The following is a 19,498-nucleotide window of genomic DNA, read 5'->3' on the forward strand; positions in this document are numbered from 1 at the left end:
TTTGTTTTTTTAAACGACTTAGTCGGAGTCTGATTATTTATATAAATAATAACGCTTTGATAATCGCTTGAACGAATCTACATCTTTGTACCAATAGTCACGAACGTCCTCCCATCGGTTTCGTTGGGCAAAGCGTTCGCGTATCTGATTGGAACCACTTACTTTGTCGAACATGGAGAACCGTCCTTTATCTGCATGATCGAACACGGCTCTATCGGGATATAGAGCGGCTACTTCCTGCATTACCAAGAACTGAATTTCACTTAAGCGTGCCTGCTTCATATCGGTAATGTGTACTTGTACGCCTTGTAAGAGTTCACCTTGTCCTACAGAATAGAATGGTTTAAGATACATGGGTCTGAAGATAACACCTGGCGTATGGAGCTGGTTCAAGGCATTGGCCAGCTTTTCGGCTTCTATCCATGGGGCAGCAAACATTTGAAAAGGGATGGTATAACCTACACCTATAGACATATAGCCCAACTCGCCCAGGATACCCGAAACCGGATAAAACACTGCCGAGTGAGGATGCGGGATATGGGGAGATGATGGCACCCATTGTAGTCCAGTCGCTGTATAGTCCATTTTGCGTTTCCAACCTTTCATCTTCACCACTTGCAGGCGGCAGGGTTCTCCGGCCAACATCCGTTCGCCGTTTAACAGAAGTGCTAACTCGCCACAAGTGAGGCCGTAAAGATACGGGATTTTAAATTGACTGACAAATGAAATATACTTATCCTCCGTTAGATTACCTTCTACTTTGAGCCCACCTACCGGATTAGGACGATCCAATACGATAAACTCTTTCCCATTTTCGGCAGCAGCCTCCATGGCTACTCCCATAGTGCTGATGTAGGTAAATGAGCGACAGCCGATGTCTTGAATGTCATACACCAATACGTCGATATCTTTCAGCATCTCCGGTGTAGGCTTGCGTGTTTTGCCATAGAGTGAATATACCGGTAGTCCCGTGGCCGAATCGGTCGAGCTGTCTACCTTATCGCCTGCATGTACGTCACCGCGTACTCCGTGTTCAGGACCGTAGAGTGCTACCAAATTCACATTGGGTGCTTCGTGCAGTATGTCGATCGTTGAGCGTAAGTGGTTGTCTACTCCGGTAGGGTTGGTGATGAGCCCGACACGCTTGCCTTCCAGGCATTTGAAATTCTGTTCTTTTAGTACTTCAATACCTGTTTTAATTCTGATCTTCTGCGCCTGCATGTGGGTGGCAAAGAGGCAGGCAAGAGTGAGTAATAAAACTGTTATCTTTTTCATAATGGATTATTTCGTTGAGTCTTCGGTTTTCTTTCCGTAATTCGGATCAATTTTAATAAATGCACAAACGGTAATGGTCGCAACGCAGCATATCATCACCCAAATAAAGAAGTTTTCGTATCCTATTTGTTCCTGCAACCATCCTGCAGCCATTCCGGGCAACATCATTCCCAATGCCATAAATGCTGTGCAAATGGCATAATGAGCTGTTTTGTGTTCACCATCCGAATAGTATATCAAGTAAAGCATATAGGCCGTGAAGCCGAATCCATAACCAAATTGCTCAATAAAGACACAGATGTTGATAATTACAAAGTCTTGCGGTTGGAAATAACCTAGGTATACAAAGGTGATGCAAGTCAGCGAGATACTCCAAGCCATTGGCCAGAGCCACTTTTGCAGTCCTCCACGAGCGGCACAGATACCCCCTATGATACCCCCGAGCGTTAGACCGATAATACCGATCGTTCCATACACAAAGCCTACTTCGGCAGTAGTCAATCCTAAACCGCCTTTTTCCAAAGGATCGAGCAAGAATGGGTTAATGAGCTTGACCAGTTGTGCTTCGGGGAAACGATAGAATAGCATGAAAAGTATGGCTACGAACGCTTGTTTCTTACGGAAGAAAGAGGCAAAGGTGGCAAAGAATTCGCTGAAAATATTTCGGGCATTTACTTCACCTGCCGCTGGGCGGTCGGAGCTTGGACTCGGCAAAATAAAGCTATGATAGAGGTAAAAAGCAATAAATGCTCCTGCTAAAATATAGAACGTAATACTCCATGCCATAGCAATACTGGAGGTACGCTTCTCTAACTCTCCCGCCAATACAACGAGCAACCCTTGACCTGCAATTGTAGCAATGCGGTAAAAGGTGCTTCGGATACCTACATACAGCGCTTGATCTTTGACATTGAGAGCGAGCATATAGAATCCGTCGGCTGCAATATCGTGTGTGGCAGAGCTAAAGGCTACCAGCCAGAAGATAGCGAGTGTTGTTTGAAAGAAATTAGACATGGGAATGGTAAAAGCGATACCGGCCAATCCTGCCCCTACAAAGAGTTGCATGGTGATTACCCACCAACGCTTTGTTTTCAGCAGATCGACAAACGGGCTCCAAAAGGGTTTAATCACCCACGGTAGATATAACCACGAGGTATACAGAGCAATGTCGGTATTTGAAATACCTAAATTCTTGTACATGATGACGGAGATCGTCATCACGGCTACGTAGGGTAGCCCCTGCGCAAAATAAAGAGTGGGTATCCAGGCCCAAGGAGATTTTATTTGGTTTTTCATGATCGTAACGTTGGTATAGTGTTTTCGTTAATATAGTTTATCGATTGTTGCACCCAGATAATAATGCAATAGTATTTCGTCGTATGCATAGCCTTGTTCGCCCATAACGGCAGCTCCTATTTGGCAAAGACCTACGCCATGTCCCCATCCGGCGCCGGTGATGACAAAGGTACCGGGTATTCCTTTTTTCAAGTCTCTTTTGTCGATAACGAATGCCGAACTGTATAGGTGTGAGGTGGATAAGGTGCGACGAATCTCCAACTCTTTGCCAATGGTCAGGGTACGTTTGGTGCCAACTATCTTTAATTTAATCAGTCTGCCCGATACTCCGCGTTCTATCGGAATAAGATCAATAATGTCTCCATAATCGATGCCCGAACGTTCGAAGATCAACTTCGATAGCTCTTCCTGTGTGTAGCTTATTTGCCACCGATAGAAATCGGTTGTTTCCTGATCGTAGTTATTCAGAACCTGAGCCAGTACTCGTTTGTCTGTTGTGTTACAGAAAGCGTCGGGCGACGAGCGTATCCATTGTTCTGCTTCACTTTCCAGACGTAGATCGGGCAATTCAGTCACCGTCTTACTATCCCGCTGCTTCTGAAGGTACGAATGTGAGCGATTGTCCCAGCACGAGGCAAACTCTTCAAACGCTCCTCCGCAACATTTAGAGAAACGTGCATCGCATACGTTGCCTCCGCTCATCAATACCTCTCCCCGGGTGGCGGAGGTTGCTGCTGCCGCAAGTGGGGTAGAGGCTCTCGTAATACCTTGGTAGCGCTGGCAGTGATCATCGGCACAGACATTGAAGTGAGTATGTGCATCGCATTCGTACCATTTGATAAACTCCGACTCCGAATGACTAACGGTGGCTGAAGAATCTGCCGCAGGTACGTGATTGGCTTGTTCGACTACCTTCAACTTATCGAGCAGCCAGCTGCGTGATATCACCGCGTGTGCTTTGAGCAACTCCAAAGATGCTTTCGCACTCATCTCTGAAGAAATGACGCTGGTCAGGTAATCCTCTACACCTATTACATTGATTCCGGTTAGCTTTCCGTGCTCTACGATGCATTTGAACGAGCCCAGAAAACGTTGATTCTCTTTGCGCTCCCAATGAAAATTGATACCGATGGTTACGTCTGTCAGTTCAAAGCAGGAGGTGGCGTAGTCAACAGGGGTAAAGAGTAACTCTTTGTAATGTTGCCCGTTCCACAAGATGAGTCCCTGATCATATTTCACCACTTGTGGTCCGCTTACCTCTTTACCACCGAAGTGATAAGGAGCAAGTAAAACGAATGTTATCTGCGGCTCAAAGAGAATGCCGACTTGTACTTGAGGTTCGTTCATGGTTTATTGTTTTATGCGTTCGATTAATGATTCAAGCGCTTCGGCCGACAGGCATACTTCGGTTAATATATTGGCTATGTCGGTTGCTGTTATTTTCTCGAAATCGGCTTCGCGCGGCATGATAAATACACCACCCATATCTACCGAAGCCGGGCTGATTAGCATATTCGCCTCACCTTCGGCTGTATAGCACGATGGTCGGTGTAGGCTACGAGGAAATACGCAGACAACGTACGTTCCGCTATCTTGGTTTTGCTCTCCGTTTGTTTCGAACCATGCCAGAACATTCATCATCGGTTCTTCTTGGTCTGCCTGTTGGTCAAGTGCATTGTAGATGCGATGAAACAGTTCAACAGCCTCTTCTTTGTGCCTGCTTTCGATGACGAGCGTATGGCGTGGAGCATCATTCAACAGCCAGAGTGTTGCTTCTCCTTGCGTGACAATCCTCTTTTCTCTCCGGGTTTTCCATTGTTGTTCAATGGGTAAGAATCCTTTGTTACCCGCTTGAAAATGGGCATGATCGGGTGCTGATGCTCCGCATTTTGGTCCGTTGTAAAAGATCACAAAGTCAGGAAGCGTGGCTGCGAGATCGAGCATATCGCCTATTCGCATCAGGATGCGTTGATCTACATGCGCTTTCTCGGGAATTGTAAGGTGCCGTGGAAAGATGGGAAACGGATTGACCAATAAGGTATATCGTTCACCAAAAGGAATGCCCTTTTGCTCTGCCGGTAAATGAGCCGGACAGAGAAAGCACTTGCGTTCCTGTATCGACTTACTATCTACCTTGGCAGCCGAAGAAACGATGCGTGCGGGGTTGAACTGCACCTTGTAACCGATACCGTTAACGATCAGCTCTTTCACTCTTACCTGTTCCAGAGCCGCATAATTGTTTTTTGCCAGCATCCAGGTGTCGAGTTGATCATTGAATAGGTTTTGTATTGTATTTCTCATGATGATCCTTACTTATTCATTGCAATACGAGCTTGCAGCTCCCAAGTGCGGATACGATCTTTGTATAGGTTGTGTCCGTTCATTTTTACGATGTCGAGCGAAGCATCCGAGTTGTCATCCCAGCGGCGGCAGAGGTAGACCACTTCGTATACGCGTCCTATCTGGTAGTGACGCGAGAAGTTCAGTCCCAATGCATAATCTTCGCCATAACTCGTGTTCGGTACTTTTATAGCGCGCAATACCGGTGTATAGAATGCACGCGGAGCACCCAGACCATTGATGCGTAATGCATTGTTGCGACCATTTTCGGGTGTCCACTCTTTATGATCGATAATGCCGGGAGCAATCATATTCATATCGAAGTCGGTCATCATATAGGTGCCCACTACCATGGCGCAATTTTGTTCGTAGAAAGCCCGAACCATGATTTGAAGTGTTTGTTCGTGTGCATACACATCGTCACTATCAAGTTGTACGGCAAATTTTCCACATTTAGGATGATGCACACCTACGTTCCAGCATCCACCAATACCCAGATCGTTGCGCTCGGGAAGCAGGTGAATCAGTCGCTCATCTTCCTTGAACTCATCAATGGCTTCGGTAGTACCATCGGTCGAATGATTATCAATGATGATGAGGTTGAACTTAAAGTCTGTCTTTTGAGCCAATACCGATCGAATAGCATCGCGAATGGTACGGATGCGGTTGCGTACGGGGATGATAACCGAAGCTTCGTACTCAAAGTTATCTGCTGCAAACTCTATCTTTTTGAATTTTGGCGGCAGGTAGCCTCCAATCTCTTTCAAGTGTTCGGTACAAGCTGCTTCCATTTCTATTTGCCGGTTCCGATTCTTCGGATCTACATAGTCGAATATTTTCTCACCACTTTTGCGGGTATCGTTCTCGACTTCACTGTATAAGTATTCATTGATGTGTACCAACGGATACTTTTGAGACAGTTTCAACCGCAGGTCATACAATCCGGCGTAATCGTAATCGACTTTCATTCGTCCGGCAGATTCTTTGAACGCTTGGGCATTGAATAATAATACCGATCCAAAATTAAAGTCGTCTCGTAAGCTCCCTGCCTGATAGTCGATAACAGGAGCATTCTTCCGTTCGTTGCCTATTACTTGATAATGATCGGCATATACCATCCCTGCACCACTATCTTCGGCAATGTGTACCATGCGCTCAAGAGCGAATAAGCCTAACTCCAACGTAGTCTCTTTGGTATAAATCAATGTGTATGCTGCATCCGATCGGGTTGCAATTTCACACATGGCTGCACTATTTGCAAAGAAATCGACCGATAGTAGTTCGCAGCCCGGTAAAGGTTGGTCTGTTGGGTTGGCACTTATCAGATAGATCGTTTTTACGAGTCCGGTTGCTTGAAGTCCTTGTACGGTCTTTTCGGCTTGTGCTGCTCCCGCAAAAGGGATAAAGCAGTTGATGGTTGTCTTCATATTGTTTTTTAATTAGATTGTTTCTTTGTTTTTTTACTCCATTTCAATAATCCTGTTTCACCACCGGTAGCGGTGAAGAGCACACTTCGATCTCCTATCGGAAGCACTGTGTTAATCAACGAGTTTCCCACTTTATGTTTCCATAGCACCTTTCCTGTCGACGGATTGAGTGCAAAGATAAGACCTCCTTTCGTACTCCCATATACAATGCCCTCTTTTTCTACTTGCATGGAAGGGGCATGCTCATAACCAAACCCTACGTTCGATGCCCATACTTGTTGAGGGGTGTTACCGTGGGTGGAAAAGCAAACGATGCTATCGCCCATTGTTTTGCTGTACAACCGTTCTTTATCTTCCGAAAGGCCGATTGTTTCGCGTACTTTCGATTGATAAGTGCGCCATACGGTGGTACCTTTCTCCAGATCGATTGCTGTCAGAGCACGTTCGGGATCAGTGATAAATACTTTTCCATGGGCTGCTACCGGCCATACGGCAGCAGGAGAGAAGTGCATCCGCGTTAGTCCGCCGTTCCATTTCCACCGTTCTTTCCCGGTATGCTTGTCGAGCGCATAGAGTGTGTTATCCCATGCACCAAAAATGACTTTGTCGCCTTCGATAAGCGGTAATGTCTCGATGTACCCTTTCACTCCATTGTAGCTCCAAACAAGTTCTCCGTTTTTGATTCGAATGGCTCGGAATGTATGATCACTTGCACCTACATACGCAATGCCTTTTTCTATTCTTACGGCACCTAATACCGGCTCGGCGGCTTCTATTTTCCAGCAAAGCTTTCCGGTTTTTGCGTCAAGGCCATATATGTTTTTGTCTGCCGATCCGAAGACAACCCTGCCGTTTGCTACGGCAGGTGTACCGACAATTCGATTACCACTGCGGAAACTCCACAGTTTTTTGCCTTCTTTGAGGCTGTAAGCGGTGAGAAAGCCTAAGTCATCGGTCACAAACACTTGATTCTTATATACGGCAGGCGAACTATAGATGCCTGCTCCGGTTTGTATCAGCCATCGTTCTTTCACTTGCGGATACGTTTGATTGACCGAGAAGTCGGGGTATTTATCAGTGGCTCCCTGTTCCGTATAATAAGACTTCGTCAGCGAGAGTGCCGTCCACTGTTGAGGCTTTTCACCTATCTTCTGTTCAAAGACGTATAGCGAATCGGGTGTTACCTGATAGATACTGTATCCACCTACTGAATCCTTACCCCGAAGGTTCGAGCGATTGAGAATACCCGGAATACCGTCATACCTTAGTGCCCGATTCGAGTGATAATGTCCGCCCAGAAAGGCGCGTATGTTATACGGGCGTACAGCATCTGTTACATCGTACCAATTATCTACATCCCCCTTTTGCAAGGGATAGTGTGTGACGAGAAAAACCGGTTTTTCTTTCCCCACCTTCATTAATTCCTCTTTCATCCAGGTGATATCCTGCGGCGCTACATGTCCGTCTGCCATGCGCATCAGCGGGCCGGTATTAAAGCCGAGAAACAGAAAGCCTTTGTGCTCGAACTTGAAACGTTCGCTTCCGAAGATGTGTCCGAAGTCGGTGACTCCACTCTCACTCCATTTGGTTTCATGATTGCCCGGAATGATGTAGTATTTCACCCGAAGTTGGTCGAGTAACTGTTTGGTGCGCAATAAAGAAGCACGGTCGCCCTCCTCGGTTACATCGCCCGAGATGAGCACAAAATCAAGATCGGGTGTCTCATTAAGCTGGTTGACTGTTCGTTCCAGATCCTCGGCAGCAGTCGTTCGTTCGGTGACGTGAAGATCGGTCAGCAAAGCAAAACGAAATCGCTCCCCAACTTGTGCGTAGAGTGTTACGTAACAAATGAGTAGCCAGATCATGCAACTATTTCTTTTTCTGTTCATCGGTTTGCTATTAAGGATGATTATTTACTGACGAACCGGATACCGATGTTTCGTCGGTAAAGAAGTTCAATATCGTTCTCATTAACTGTTCCCGCTCGGTGGCTGTACGAAGCGACTCAAAGGGAAAACCCAGTACGTAGGTTCGATAAGCTCCTTTATAGGCTATACCGGCACTTAGGTTATTTTCGGCATAACGCATAACGGTAGTCGCTTGGCTGTCGGCCGGTTCAATGGCATCCGGCGATTCTACTACATAGGATTGTGGGTTGAGCTCGTGGTAGTAGCTATACGAATCTATTTGGTGCGAGAAAGGAGAAATAACGGTTTTTACTTTTCCCGTCGTTGCTGCCTGTCCAACACGCCATTTATACTTCAATACCTCTGTTGCAAACGTCTTATCCTCTTCGTTTGGTGTTGCCAATCTGTTGTCCCATAAATCAGAGCCGACATATGCACCCGATACAAAGAAGTTACCCCCTGCCCGGCAATAATCCGTAATGGCTTTTTGCATCTCCTGATCGAAGGTTTTAAAAGTCAGGGGAGTGATACCACCCCGTCCCATCTTTGTTTGGCACTCCTTTCCAAGAATCAGGTCTACTACCTGAAAAGGCTCCATGTGTATGGTTTTATCCTGAATTGCTTCATCGCTACAGGAAGTAAAGGAAAATCCGGCCTTCAGTATGGCAGCACCGTGTATTGAGGGGTAATCAAATGTATTGCCTGCTATAACCATGGTTTCGTAATTGGCATAACTGTCTCCAAAGCCCGATGCATCATCGTCCATCCAAGGTATCGGGCGACGAAACTCTTTCATGCTTCCAATATAGCTGATATCCTCTTTATACGGAACCCCATGATCCAATCTATCTAAGAAACCTGCCAACGAATCGGCTGTTGCTACAAAATCGGCCGGTGCACTAATACGATCAAAACCGTTGATGATAAGAACTGTACCGTGGCTGTTGGTAGCCTTTCCTGCCGAGAGTATTTCGGAAGCGAAGCTCTCGCCTCCTTTATTAACCGCAGTTACTTTATAACTACATACTACGTCGGTTGGCAATGTAGTACGATAGGAGGTACCCTTAACTAGAGTGCCATGATCAAAGTCGGAGTTGCCGATACGTGTGTAGACCAAGTAACTATCGGGCTTGGCGGTTGGTTCCAACGGGTCGTTTACCGGTTGCCAGTTGAGTTCCACTTCGTTGTCGGTCGTAAAGCGGAGGCTTAGATGATCGACGGGTAGCGGTTGTACCACATAAGGCATTTTGTATTGCGAACAGACAAACTGTAAGATACCTTTATAGATAGCTCTACTTACCGTGAAGCGGAAGCGTGGATCGAGTCCGTAACGCATATCCGCAAAGTTTTGGTGTGAGAGCAACTCCAATAGCATGGTAGGCACTTGAGGTGCCCGTGCTTCATAATAAGATTTGTTCCACATCCCCCGGCGTGTCCAATCCGGTTCGTATAAGGTTCGTATATCGCGGGTGATTGTTGATTGGATCAAGTCGGTCAAATCATGAGCCGCTAAACGCGAAGCTCCGTTTGCATACTTGCCATTGGATACGTCGGTGTAGAAAATGCCTAAGGTGCCGATGATGGAGTCATTCGGCGTAGTACCGGCATCGGTATGAAAAGCAAAAGCCATATCAATCGGAATTCCTAGTCCTTGCCCGCCGGGGTTAACCGGTGAGCCTCCGGCCAAATAGTTCACCCAGTGTCCGCGCGCTTTATAATCGTCGGTATAATCGTTTGTTCCCCGGCTTTCGGAGTAGATCGAGTCGGGTATGCCGGCCCATTGCATCCAGTAACGGGCAGCTTCACAAAAACGCGGATAACCGCTCGTTTCGTATGGGTAATTGACCGTCGGCAGTTGCTTGTTAATAGGGCTTATACTGGTATCTGAACTCTTTTTGTTTTCCGTTGCACCTTCATCGGATATACGACGGGCGATGTTTCCATATCCTCCTCCGATTTTTACGGCATCGGCTGTTACGATTCGTCCGGCTTTGGATGAGCGGTTACTTAAAGTCACTTTCCCGTTTTCACTGTTTCCGGCGTCAAACGCAAAGTGGCCCAGATAAATCCAGGTACCACCGCCCATCTGTTGATTGACCTTGAATTGCGAAACTCCCCCCTTGTGATAAACAGTGTATAAAGCATCGTCTGTTCCGTTCTCTACCGTTTGATATGAGACATAAACCGCATACTTACCGTTTTGTGGAATCTCCGGAATCCATTCTGCCAAGCTCTCTTTTCCTTTCTTGATTGTCTCTGCGAGTCGATAAGTTCCCTCTTTAAATGGATTTTCGAACTCTTTATAGGTAGCGAGTAGCTGTGCAAAGCCCGGTGCTTGTGCTGCTTTCCATGCTTTACTGCCTGTTTGCTCCCTATATACAGATCCTTGGCTTAAAGAACCATCATTGTCTATGATTGCCTCGTTGGTTTGCGTATCACGTTCGCGTGGAATCAATACGTTTGCCCCCGCTTGCTCAAGCATCGGCACTAAAAACGGTAGTACATAGCTCTGTGTATACAAGTCCTCGACGGTTTGAAAAATGCGTGCCCGTTGCCACTCCCATCGCGTTAACTTCGGTTCATAATAGTACCCGTGGCTTTGCCATAACGCGATATGGCGGTTCTGTAGTCCATTGCTGGGTGTATAAGGAACCGATAGGCGCGTAATGAGTGGTTTGTCTACCTTGTGGCTGAATGTAAGCGCTTTTTTATCTTTCTTACTCCGCATAGCCAGTGGTATGAGTTCTTCAATCAGATGGCGATCGGTATATATGCGTACCCGATGTTTGCCCAACTCCGTTGGAAGCAGGGCGCGTACCTCCCTATAAATACGCTCTACATTCTCTTCCCGGAAAGGTATGTACGAACAATTGTAGTTGGCAAACAGATGCACTTCCTTTGCTGTAACATGAGTTGAGTCAATCTTAATCTTTCCGACCGAGATTTCTTTCCGGGCAATAGCGTCGATGGCTTTACCGATGGCAGAACATGTTTCGGGAGTCACGTTTTGCCCCATAGCAGCTTGTGGGAGCAAGCTTACTATGAGTAATGCAAATAGGGAGGTACGGATGCTTTTCATTTTTATGTTAAGTTAATCGTTTCTTTTAATCAGCAGACAAAGACCTATAAAGGTAAAAAAGGCATTAAACAGCAATAATTCGTAGCTAAACTGGTATCCATGGAACCAGGCTTCGGAATTCTTCTGTAAAATAAAGCAGAGCACCGGAGAAAGAATCGCTATGAGCGGTACATACCGGTCGCGAACGGCCTTTTTCGTAAAGATGCCAAAAGCGAATAATCCCAATATCGGTCCGTAGGTATAGCTTGCCAGAATATAAACCGCATCGATAACGCTGGTATTGTTTAGCATGTTGAACACGAAGATGACAACACCCATCACAACGGCCATGCCTACGTGTACTCGTTTACGGATACTTACCAACTCCTTCTCGGGTTTATCTTTTGCTTTCAGTATATCGACGGTGAATGAAGTCGTCAGAGCCGTCAATGCCGATCCGGCAGCAGAATAGGCTGCTGCAATGAGTCCGATGATAAATAGAACTCCTACGACAGCCGGAAAATAATGCCCGGTAGCGACCATAGGAAATAGCTGATCGCTTTTGGCGGGATTCTCAATACCCTGTTGGGCGGTAAATGTATAAAGCAATACACCCAACATCAGAAACAGTAAGATGACAAAGAATTGTAAGATGCCGCTTGTAATCATATTCTTCTGCGAATCTTTGAAGTTCTTGCAACTTAAATTACGTTGCATCATATCCTGATCGAGTCCCGTCATGGCAATCATGGTGAATATGCCTGCCAGAAATTGTTTAAAGAAATAGCGCTTGTCATTTACATCATCGAAGAAGAACATACGCGATAAATCGCTCTTCTCTATAGTGGTAATCATGCTTCCAACTCCCAAATCGAGGTCGGCGGCAATGAACCAGATGCATAGTACAACGGATACGATGAGACAAAACGTTTTCAGTGTATCGGTCCAGATCAATGATTTAACTCCCCCTTGAAAGGTGTAGAGCCAAACCAATGCAACGGTAATAATGACGTTCAATAGAAAGGGCAAGTGGAAGGGTTCGAATACCAATAATTGCAGTGTAAGGCAAACCAGAAACAATCTGACCGCCGCTCCCAACATTTTTGAAATAAAAAAGAACCAGGCTCCTGTTCGATACGAAGAAGCTCCAAATCTATTTTCGAGATACTCGTAAATAGAAACCAAATTCATCCGATAAAAGAGCGGGATCAGTACGAAGGCTATGATAAACTGCCCCACTACAAATCCGAGCACCATTTGCAGGTATGAAAAGCTGCTTGCTGCGACCATGCCCGGTACCGAAACAAAGGTGACTCCCGAGATGCTCGAGCCAATCATGGCAAAGGCTACTACGTACCAGGCCGATTTGCGATTCCCTACGAAAAAACCTTCGTTATCGGCTTTTCTGCCGGCAATGTACGATACTGTAAACAGAATCAGAAAGTAAGCTACGATCGTGATTAAAACGGAAACAGGGCTCATCGTATTCTTATTTTTAGTAAATACTTCGAATTATTCTTGATAAAGCAAGTAGGGCTTGCGTTGTTTCTTAAACTTTACCACATCCCCTTGCCACATGGCTTTAATCTCGTCGGCACTTTTTCCCTCTTTAATCATCTTGCGCACGTAATCAGTGCCCACAAGCAGTTCAAAAAATGGGCGAAAGAAGTGATCATCGAGATTTAAATTCCGATAGGCATCGATTACGTAGCTTAAATCGACTCCTTTTTTCCAGATTTCTTCATCGCTTAGTCCGCTAAGATTGACTCCGTAGCACACACGGTTTAGCTGCGGTGGATTCTTAGCTCCGGGCAAGCTACGTGGAGTGAAGCTGTAATTATAACCTTTCATGTTGGGGTGTCCATATACCTGAAACGGGAGAGAGGTACCCCGACCCAAACTCACGGGTGTTCCTTCAAAGAAGCAAGTCGATGGATATAAATAGATCGCTTTCATGTTAGGTAAGTTTGGCGACGGCGGAACGGGTAATTGATACATCGTTTGATGTGTATAGTTGCGGCACTTTATCACTGTAATGTCGCAAGTGCGAGATGCCGGTAGCCAGTGCTCGCCATTGACCATACCTGCCAATTCGCCCAAAGTCATACCATGTACAATCGGAATAGGTAGCCAGCCCACTCCCGATTTGTATTTCATGTTGAGTATAGGACCATCTACATAGTGTCCGTTGGGGTTCGGTCGATCTAATATCAGCATTTTCCGGTTTGACTCGGCGCAGGCATCCATTAACCTCACCATCGAGGCATAGTATGTATAGAAACGTAGCCCTACATCTTGTATGTCTACAACCAATATATCGAATTTCTTCATCGACTCTTTACTCGGTTTTCCCGATTTACCATTGTATAAAGAGAGTATGGGTACACCTGTTTTTTTATCTACCGAGCTTGAAATGTGCTCACCTGCATCTGCATCTCCCCGAAAACCATGTTCGGGTGAGAAGATAGCAACTACATTTATCTTATGCTCGAGTAATACGTCCAATAGATGTTTGTCTCCAACCATTCCTGTGTGGTTGGAAAAGATAGCCACTCGTTTATCTTTTAATAGAGGAAGGTATTCGTTTAATTGTTCGGCACCTACTATGACGCGTTCTGTTTGCGCCTGACAAAACAGGGTGCTACATATCAACAATGCTATAAGTAGAACTTTCTTCATGATATTATTATTAAGGAGGAAAAGTTGATGAAGCAAAGATATTATTATTTTTAATATCAAAAACAAATGTTTTGATATATTTAGATTTATATATGTTAATTCACAAAAGTGTTAGTTTTCATTTTCAATTACCTATTCGTTAATTTAATACCCGAACATTGAAGCATGTCGTCTTTTAATAATGTTAATCGTTTCTATCCCTTTATTTTTCTTTTGAGCCAAGAATACGTACTCTTGGTATTAATAAATACGTATTCTTACCCTCCAAGAGTACGTAGTTAACATCGTGTTAATATACTATTCTTGTAAACGAGAAAAAGCATGATTCTATAATTTTAGTAAATCGTTTAATGTGAATTGATATTCAATAGTTTATGTGTTTTTATTCAACTTTCGTTTGTTGTGTTTTCCTGCTTCCTGCTTTTTTATACTCTTCTGTTCTTGGTGATGATATTTATTTATTAGTCATGTATGCATATATAATTTTGCCTAGATCTGTACGTGAAATCGTTTTAAATGTGAGGCACTATAGCCATTTTGAACGGTCATAAAAATAAGACTAGCTATATTGGGTTGTTATAAATGAGAAGAGTGAACATACTAAATACAAAAAAAACGTCAAGAGTTTCGTTTATCTTTCAAAACAACTTATATTTGTATTCAATTCAAAAAAATTACGTAATGAAACTTATCGCGGAGAGTGGTTCTACAAGAACTGAATGGGCATTGGTTGAAGATGATCATCTTGTGCAATCTGTTTTTACAGAAGGGCTTAACCCGTTTTTTCAGAGCCGGAGAGAAATTAGCAGAAGTGTTCGATTGGGATTGCCCGAGCCCTTCTTTAAAAAGAAACTGGAGCAAGTGTACTTCTACGGTGCCGGTTGCTCCTCCAATGAAAAGAAAAATATTGTTGGTGCCTCTTTGGTAGCTCAATTTAAAACTCCGATACAGGTTGAGAGTGATCTACTTGCTGCCGCCCGGGGCTTATTCAAGTGCGAACCCGGTATTGCCTGCATTTTAGGAACTGGGTCAAATTCTTGTTTCTATGATGGGAAAATTATTGCAAAGAACATCAAGGCTGCCGGATATATATTAGGAGATGAAGGAAGTGGCTCTGTATTAGGTAAATTGTTCTTATCAGATGTATTAAAAGGGTTGGCTCCCAAGCAGATTTCTACTGATTTCTATGAGAAGTTTCGTATTTCGCCCAATGATGTAATGGACTCTGTCTATAATCACCCTTTTCCTAATCGCTTTTTGGCAACTCTTTCTTATTTTCTGGCTGACTATCTGGATAATGAGTATGTTTATAATTTGTTGACCAGCAATTTGCGTAGTTTCTTTGTTCGCAATGTCTGCCAGTATGATTATAAAAACTATCCTATCCGTTTTGTCGGTTCGCTGGCTTATAGTTATTCGGATCAATTGCGGGATGTAGCACACGAATTTGGTATCGAAATAGATGTTATTGAAGAAACGCCTATGGCCGGATTAATTGAGTTCCATTCCTTGAATATTGAAGAACCATAGCTTTAAGTTCTTTTTGAAAAAAAATCATTAAGACTATTTATTATAGTTAAAATATCTTTTGAGGCCTTATTTCCCTTATAAAACAGCCTCTCTAGTGTGAAAATATGATCATAAATATAAATTATATAAAATATTTGTACTAGATATTAAATTAATATCTATCTTTGTTGTGTTAGAACCTCTAATAAAAGGTTTTATCTCCCTTTGTTATTTGTGTGTTTTTTGACATTTAGGTGTTTTTTACCAAACAAACGCTTAAGAATCCTAAATTTCTTCTAAGTTCGGATAGAACTTTAGTTATATAGCGAAATTTTAATAGATAAGAAATAGTTGTTTGAACCTTTTAAATGAATTGTGCCTATGAGACATGAACTAATCCAGCAGAACAACATCCGTTTTGTTCTAACCTTCTTTCTATTTACCTTTTTAGCAAAAGGATTAACTAATTAAACTATCAATCTTTTATGAATGAAGATCACAAAAAAAGAGGACTAAGCAATAGCAAGCTCCTCACCGCTGTGGCAATCGCAGCTCTATTTATTGGAGCCGGGAATGTAATGGCAAATTCAGCTGCTTCGGGCAGTATCAATAATGTAACAGAGCAACAGCAACAATCGCAGTCTATTTCGGGTGTAGTTGTTGATGCATCGGGTATATCGGTCATTGGAGCCAGTGTTGTTGAAAAAGGTACAACGAATGGAACCATTACGGATATGGATGGACAATTTAAACTCAATGTAAAGCCGGGCGCTATGCTGCAGGTTTCTTTTGTGGGTTATCAAACGCAAACGGTAAAAGCTGAACGCACAATGAGAATTGCGCTGAAAGAAGACTCTGAGCTATTGGATGAAATAGTTGTAGTGGGGTATGGTACGCAGAAAAAAGAAAATTTAACGGGTGCTGTAGCTTCAGTAGACGTGAATAAAACGCTAAATGGTAGGCCGATAGCAGATGTTGGACGTGGCTTACAGGGTACTACCCCTGGGCTTTCTGTTGTTATTCCAAGTGGTGAGGTGGGTTCTGACCCTGTGATGAAGATTCGTGGACAAATAGGTTCTTTAAATGGAGGATCTGCCCCGCTTATTCTATTGGATAACGTTGAAATCCCTTCTATTCAGATGATTAATCCTGATGATATCGAATCTATTTCTGTATTGAAAGATGCTGCTTCCGCTTCCATATATGGTGCTAAAGCCGCATTTGGTGTCGTATTGATTACTACTAAAAAAGGTGCAAAACAAGAAAGTGTCAATGTTACTTATTCTGGAAATTTCTCTTGGCAAAATATCTCTAAAAATATGGAGATGGCTGGAATTGATGGAATGGAATATACCGTTGAAGCTTTTGAACGTGTTAAAGGAACGAAGGCCGGAGCTTTTTGGTTGGTAGATCGTACTAGTTTCGAGAAAGCTAAAGAATGGCAAATGAAATGGGGTGGCCAAATAGGCTCCAATGATCCATTTGTATATGGACGTGACTGGTATCGTGGCGCCGATACAGGTAAATATAGCATGAGAACATTTGATCCTTATGACTATATGATTGCCGAATGGACACCATCAATGACACATAATGCATCGATTAATGGTAAAAGTGGTCGTACAACATATAATGTAGGACTTGGTTATTTGAGTCAAGAGGGCTTAATGAAAACGGCTAAACATGATGATTTTAGACGCTATAATGCCTCGGTTCGTTTAAGTACAGATATTAATAAATATTTAACGATTAGAGCAGGTGCAATTTATTCTAAACGGAATAAAAGATATCCTTATTCTACTAATTCTACAACTGCCGATCCTTGGCTATATCTCTATCGATGGGGACCATCTGTTCCTATGGGATATAATGAAGAGGGGGAAGAACTTCGTAGTCCAGCTTCTGAAACGAGACAGGCTAATACTGCGAATATAGAAAATAATTATACAAATATTAACTTAGGAGCAACGCTCAATATCACGAAAAACTGGAAAGTTGATTTTGATTATACTTACGCCAATGAGCAAGAATTAATCAACCGTCCGGGAACTCGCTTTACTGCACTGAATACTTGGGGAGCTGCTATAACTAAATTAGATGCGTCTGGGAATCAAGTATATGTAGATGACAACGGTAGTGTAGTAGCACCTGGTGCTCCTGGTGCAATGCCTGCATATACTTTGAGTAATTTTGAATATACAAGTTCGGGTGCTAATCCTGATCATATTTATCGTAAGTCAACCAATGCTAATCGAAATACGATTAATGTGAATACCAACTATAATTGGCAGATTGATGAAAATAACAGCATTAAAGCCATGTTGGGAATGAATCGTGTTACGTGGGATGAGAAGTATAACTGGTCACAAACAACAAAATTGATGGACTTGGAAAACCCTCAATATGATTTAGCTTACGGAACACAAACAGCTAGTGGTGGTAGTGCATGGGATGGACAGTTGGGCTTTTTTGGTCGTGTGAATTATGCACTGTTTGATCGTTATTTGATAGAAGCCAATTTGCGTTATGATGGTACTTCTAAATTTCCCAATAACTTACAGTGGCGTTGGTTCCCTTCTTTCTCAATGGGATGGCGTGCTAGTGAAGAGTCTTTTATGCAATGGGTTAAACCTGCAATGAGCTCACTGAAGTTTCGCGGATCATGGGGTACAATTGGTGATCAAACTGTAAGTAATAAGTTATATGTACCTACCATGGATACTGGCCAAAGTACATGGATTGGCGGCGATGGAAGTAAAGTAGGTTATGTAGGCACACCTACTGCGATTATTCCCTCCATTACCTGGCAAGATATTACTACGCTCGATTTTGGTGTTGACCTACGTTTCTTAAATAATGAATTAGGTGTTACCTTTGATTGGTATCGTCGAGATACGAAAAATATGATTGTGCCCATGGGTAATGTTTCGCTTGGTTTTGGCGCAGAAGCACCTAAAGGAAACTTTGGTTCATTACGAACAGACGGTTGGGAGTTAGCGGTTGATTATAACCATCGTTTTGCTAATGGTATTGGAATCAATATTATGGCTACCTTGGCCGATGCTATAACAGAAATTACGGCTTACGGCGATACCAAAAGCGTTGATAGTTGGTATGTAGGAAAGAAATATGGTGAAATTTGGGGCTATCGTACAGACCGTCTTTATCAAAAAGATGATTTTGAGTACGGCAGTGATGGAAATATTAAGAATGTTTGGATCAAAGGCGGTAAAATCTACGAAACGTCAGTGGCGGGAGCGAAGATGGTTAATAAACTGAAAGATCCAAATGCAGCTTATCAAGACTACTTGCAAGGAGGTGATTTTATTTTTGGTCCTGGTGATGTAAAATACACTGATTTAAATGGAGATGGAACAATAAATGATGGAAGTCGCTCGGTTGCACTAGATGAAAATGGTAATCCAATGTATGGTGACTTAGAGGTAATTGGTAACTCTACTCCACGCTTTGAATACGGTTTCCGCTTAGGTGCCGACTATAAAGGGTTCGATTTATCTTTGTTTTTCCAAGGTGTAGGCAAACGTGAGATTTGGGGGGATGGTTTTCTTGCTATTGCGGGATATAACTCTGCCGATGGTGCAATGCCTCAAGCGATTGCAGGTGACTTCTGGAAAGAAGACCGTACTGATGCTTTTTATCCACGTGCATTTAATAATGGAGGATCGAACGATGCTTATAATATGAAGAAGCAATCTGGTTATTTACTAGATATGTCATATCTCAGAATCAAGAATATTACTCTAGGCTATTCTTTACCAATGGAATGGATGAAAAAGGTGCATGTTCAAAAGGCGCGTTTTTATGTAGCTCTTGAGAATTTTGTGACTTGGGATAAGTTGGGTGGACTTCCTATTGATGCGGAAGTAATATCTGGTTATTCTATGTTTAATACGGATAATTATAACTCGGGACGTACAGGTGTGGGAACTCCAACATTTAAGAGTATGTCGGTTGGCGTTCAGTTGAACTTTTAAATAAACTAAACA

The 19,498-nt window shown here is 43.4% G+C and carries 11 protein-coding genes; 2 read left to right on the forward strand and 9 right to left on the reverse strand.

Features of this window, described 5'->3' with window-relative positions; all coding sequences use genetic code 11:
- Positions 1-33: 33 nt before the first annotated feature.
- From TY03_RS12770 to TY03_RS12810, 9 genes are read right to left on the reverse strand one after another with little or no spacing between them, the layout of a single operon-like run.
- Positions 34-1,221, reverse strand: coding sequence for an exo-beta-N-acetylmuramidase NamZ family protein (locus tag TY03_RS12770; RefSeq protein WP_230201981.1), 1,188 nt, complete (start codon positions 1,219-1,221; stop codon positions 34-36).
- A 60-nt stretch (positions 1,222-1,281) separates the two neighbouring features.
- Positions 1,282-2,571, reverse strand: a complete 1,290-nt coding sequence (locus TY03_RS12775) for an MFS transporter (protein WP_042370633.1) — start codon at positions 2,569-2,571, stop codon at positions 1,282-1,284.
- Positions 2,572-2,598: 27 nt separating this feature from the next.
- Complete coding sequence (locus TY03_RS12780) at positions 2,599-3,918, reverse strand: SpoIID/LytB domain-containing protein (RefSeq protein ID WP_042370636.1); 1,320 nt, start codon at positions 3,916-3,918, stop codon at positions 2,599-2,601.
- A gap of 3 nt (positions 3,919-3,921) precedes the next feature.
- Complete coding sequence (locus TY03_RS12785) at positions 3,922-4,872, reverse strand: DUF4922 domain-containing protein (protein ID WP_042370638.1); 951 nt, start codon at positions 4,870-4,872, stop codon at positions 3,922-3,924.
- An 8-nt stretch (positions 4,873-4,880) separates the two neighbouring features.
- Positions 4,881-6,338, reverse strand: a complete 1,458-nt coding sequence (locus TY03_RS12790; protein ID WP_042370640.1) for a glycosyltransferase family 2 protein — start codon at positions 6,336-6,338, stop codon at positions 4,881-4,883.
- Between the two features lie 8 nt (positions 6,339-6,346).
- The gene (locus TY03_RS12795) at positions 6,347-8,227 is read right to left on the reverse strand and encodes an outer membrane protein assembly factor BamB family protein (protein ID WP_042370642.1); all 1,881 of its coding nucleotides are present in this window, start codon (positions 8,225-8,227) and stop codon (positions 6,347-6,349) included.
- 10 nt (positions 8,228-8,237) lie between these two features.
- Complete coding sequence (locus TY03_RS12800) at positions 8,238-11,324, reverse strand: golvesin C-terminal-like domain-containing protein (protein ID WP_042370644.1); 3,087 nt, start codon at positions 11,322-11,324, stop codon at positions 8,238-8,240.
- A gap of 12 nt (positions 11,325-11,336) precedes the next feature.
- Positions 11,337-12,785 (reverse strand): sodium:solute symporter, encoded by a 1,449-nt coding sequence (locus TY03_RS12805; protein ID WP_042370646.1) that lies wholly within the window; start codon positions 12,783-12,785, stop codon positions 11,337-11,339.
- Positions 12,786-12,815: 30 nt separating this feature from the next.
- Positions 12,816-13,982, reverse strand: a complete 1,167-nt coding sequence (locus tag TY03_RS12810; RefSeq protein ID WP_042370647.1) for an exo-beta-N-acetylmuramidase NamZ family protein — start codon at positions 13,980-13,982, stop codon at positions 12,816-12,818.
- Between the two features lie 681 nt (positions 13,983-14,663).
- Here TY03_RS12810 and TY03_RS12815 point away from each other — a divergent pair.
- Positions 14,664-15,512 (forward strand): hypothetical protein, encoded by an 849-nt coding sequence (locus TY03_RS12815; protein ID WP_042370649.1) that lies wholly within the window; start codon positions 14,664-14,666, stop codon positions 15,510-15,512.
- Positions 15,513-15,976: 464 nt separating this feature from the next.
- Positions 15,977-19,486 (forward strand): SusC/RagA family TonB-linked outer membrane protein, encoded by a 3,510-nt coding sequence (locus tag TY03_RS12820; protein ID WP_042370651.1) that lies wholly within the window; start codon positions 15,977-15,979, stop codon positions 19,484-19,486.
- Positions 19,487-19,498 lie beyond the last annotated feature (12 nt).

It is taken from the genome of Bacteroides neonati (assembly GCF_000499785.1).
Taxonomy (GTDB): domain Bacteria; phylum Bacteroidota; class Bacteroidia; order Bacteroidales; family Bacteroidaceae; genus Bacteroides; species Bacteroides neonati.

Excerpts from the sequence above, each read along its gene's own strand:
- TY03_RS12785 (WP_042370638.1), bottom strand. The coding sequence starts at position 4,872 with ATGAGAAATACAATACAAAACCTATTCAATGATCAACTCGACACCTGG.
- TY03_RS12815 (WP_042370649.1), top strand. The coding sequence starts at position 14,664 with ATGAAACTTATCGCGGAGAGTGGTTCTACAAGAACTGAATGGGCATTG.
- TY03_RS12775 (WP_042370633.1), bottom strand. The coding sequence starts at position 2,571 with ATGAAAAACCAAATAAAATCTCCTTGGGCCTGGATACCCACTCTTTAT.
- TY03_RS12800 (WP_042370644.1), bottom strand. The coding sequence starts at position 11,324 with ATGAAAAGCATCCGTACCTCCCTATTTGCATTACTCATAGTAAGCTTG.
- TY03_RS12790 (WP_042370640.1), bottom strand. The coding sequence starts at position 6,338 with ATGAAGACAACCATCAACTGCTTTATCCCTTTTGCGGGAGCAGCACAA.
- TY03_RS12770 (WP_230201981.1), bottom strand. The coding sequence starts at position 1,221 with ATGCAGGCGCAGAAGATCAGAATTAAAACAGGTATTGAAGTACTAAAA.
- TY03_RS12810 (WP_042370647.1), bottom strand. The coding sequence starts at position 13,982 with ATGAAGAAAGTTCTACTTATAGCATTGTTGATATGTAGCACCCTGTTT.
- TY03_RS12805 (WP_042370646.1), bottom strand. The coding sequence starts at position 12,785 with ATGAGCCCTGTTTCCGTTTTAATCACGATCGTAGCTTACTTTCTGATT.
- TY03_RS12795 (WP_042370642.1), bottom strand. The coding sequence starts at position 8,227 with ATGAACAGAAAAAGAAATAGTTGCATGATCTGGCTACTCATTTGTTAC.
- TY03_RS12820 (WP_042370651.1), top strand. The coding sequence starts at position 15,977 with ATGAATGAAGATCACAAAAAAAGAGGACTAAGCAATAGCAAGCTCCTC.
- TY03_RS12780 (WP_042370636.1), bottom strand. The coding sequence starts at position 3,918 with ATGAACGAACCTCAAGTACAAGTCGGCATTCTCTTTGAGCCGCAGATA.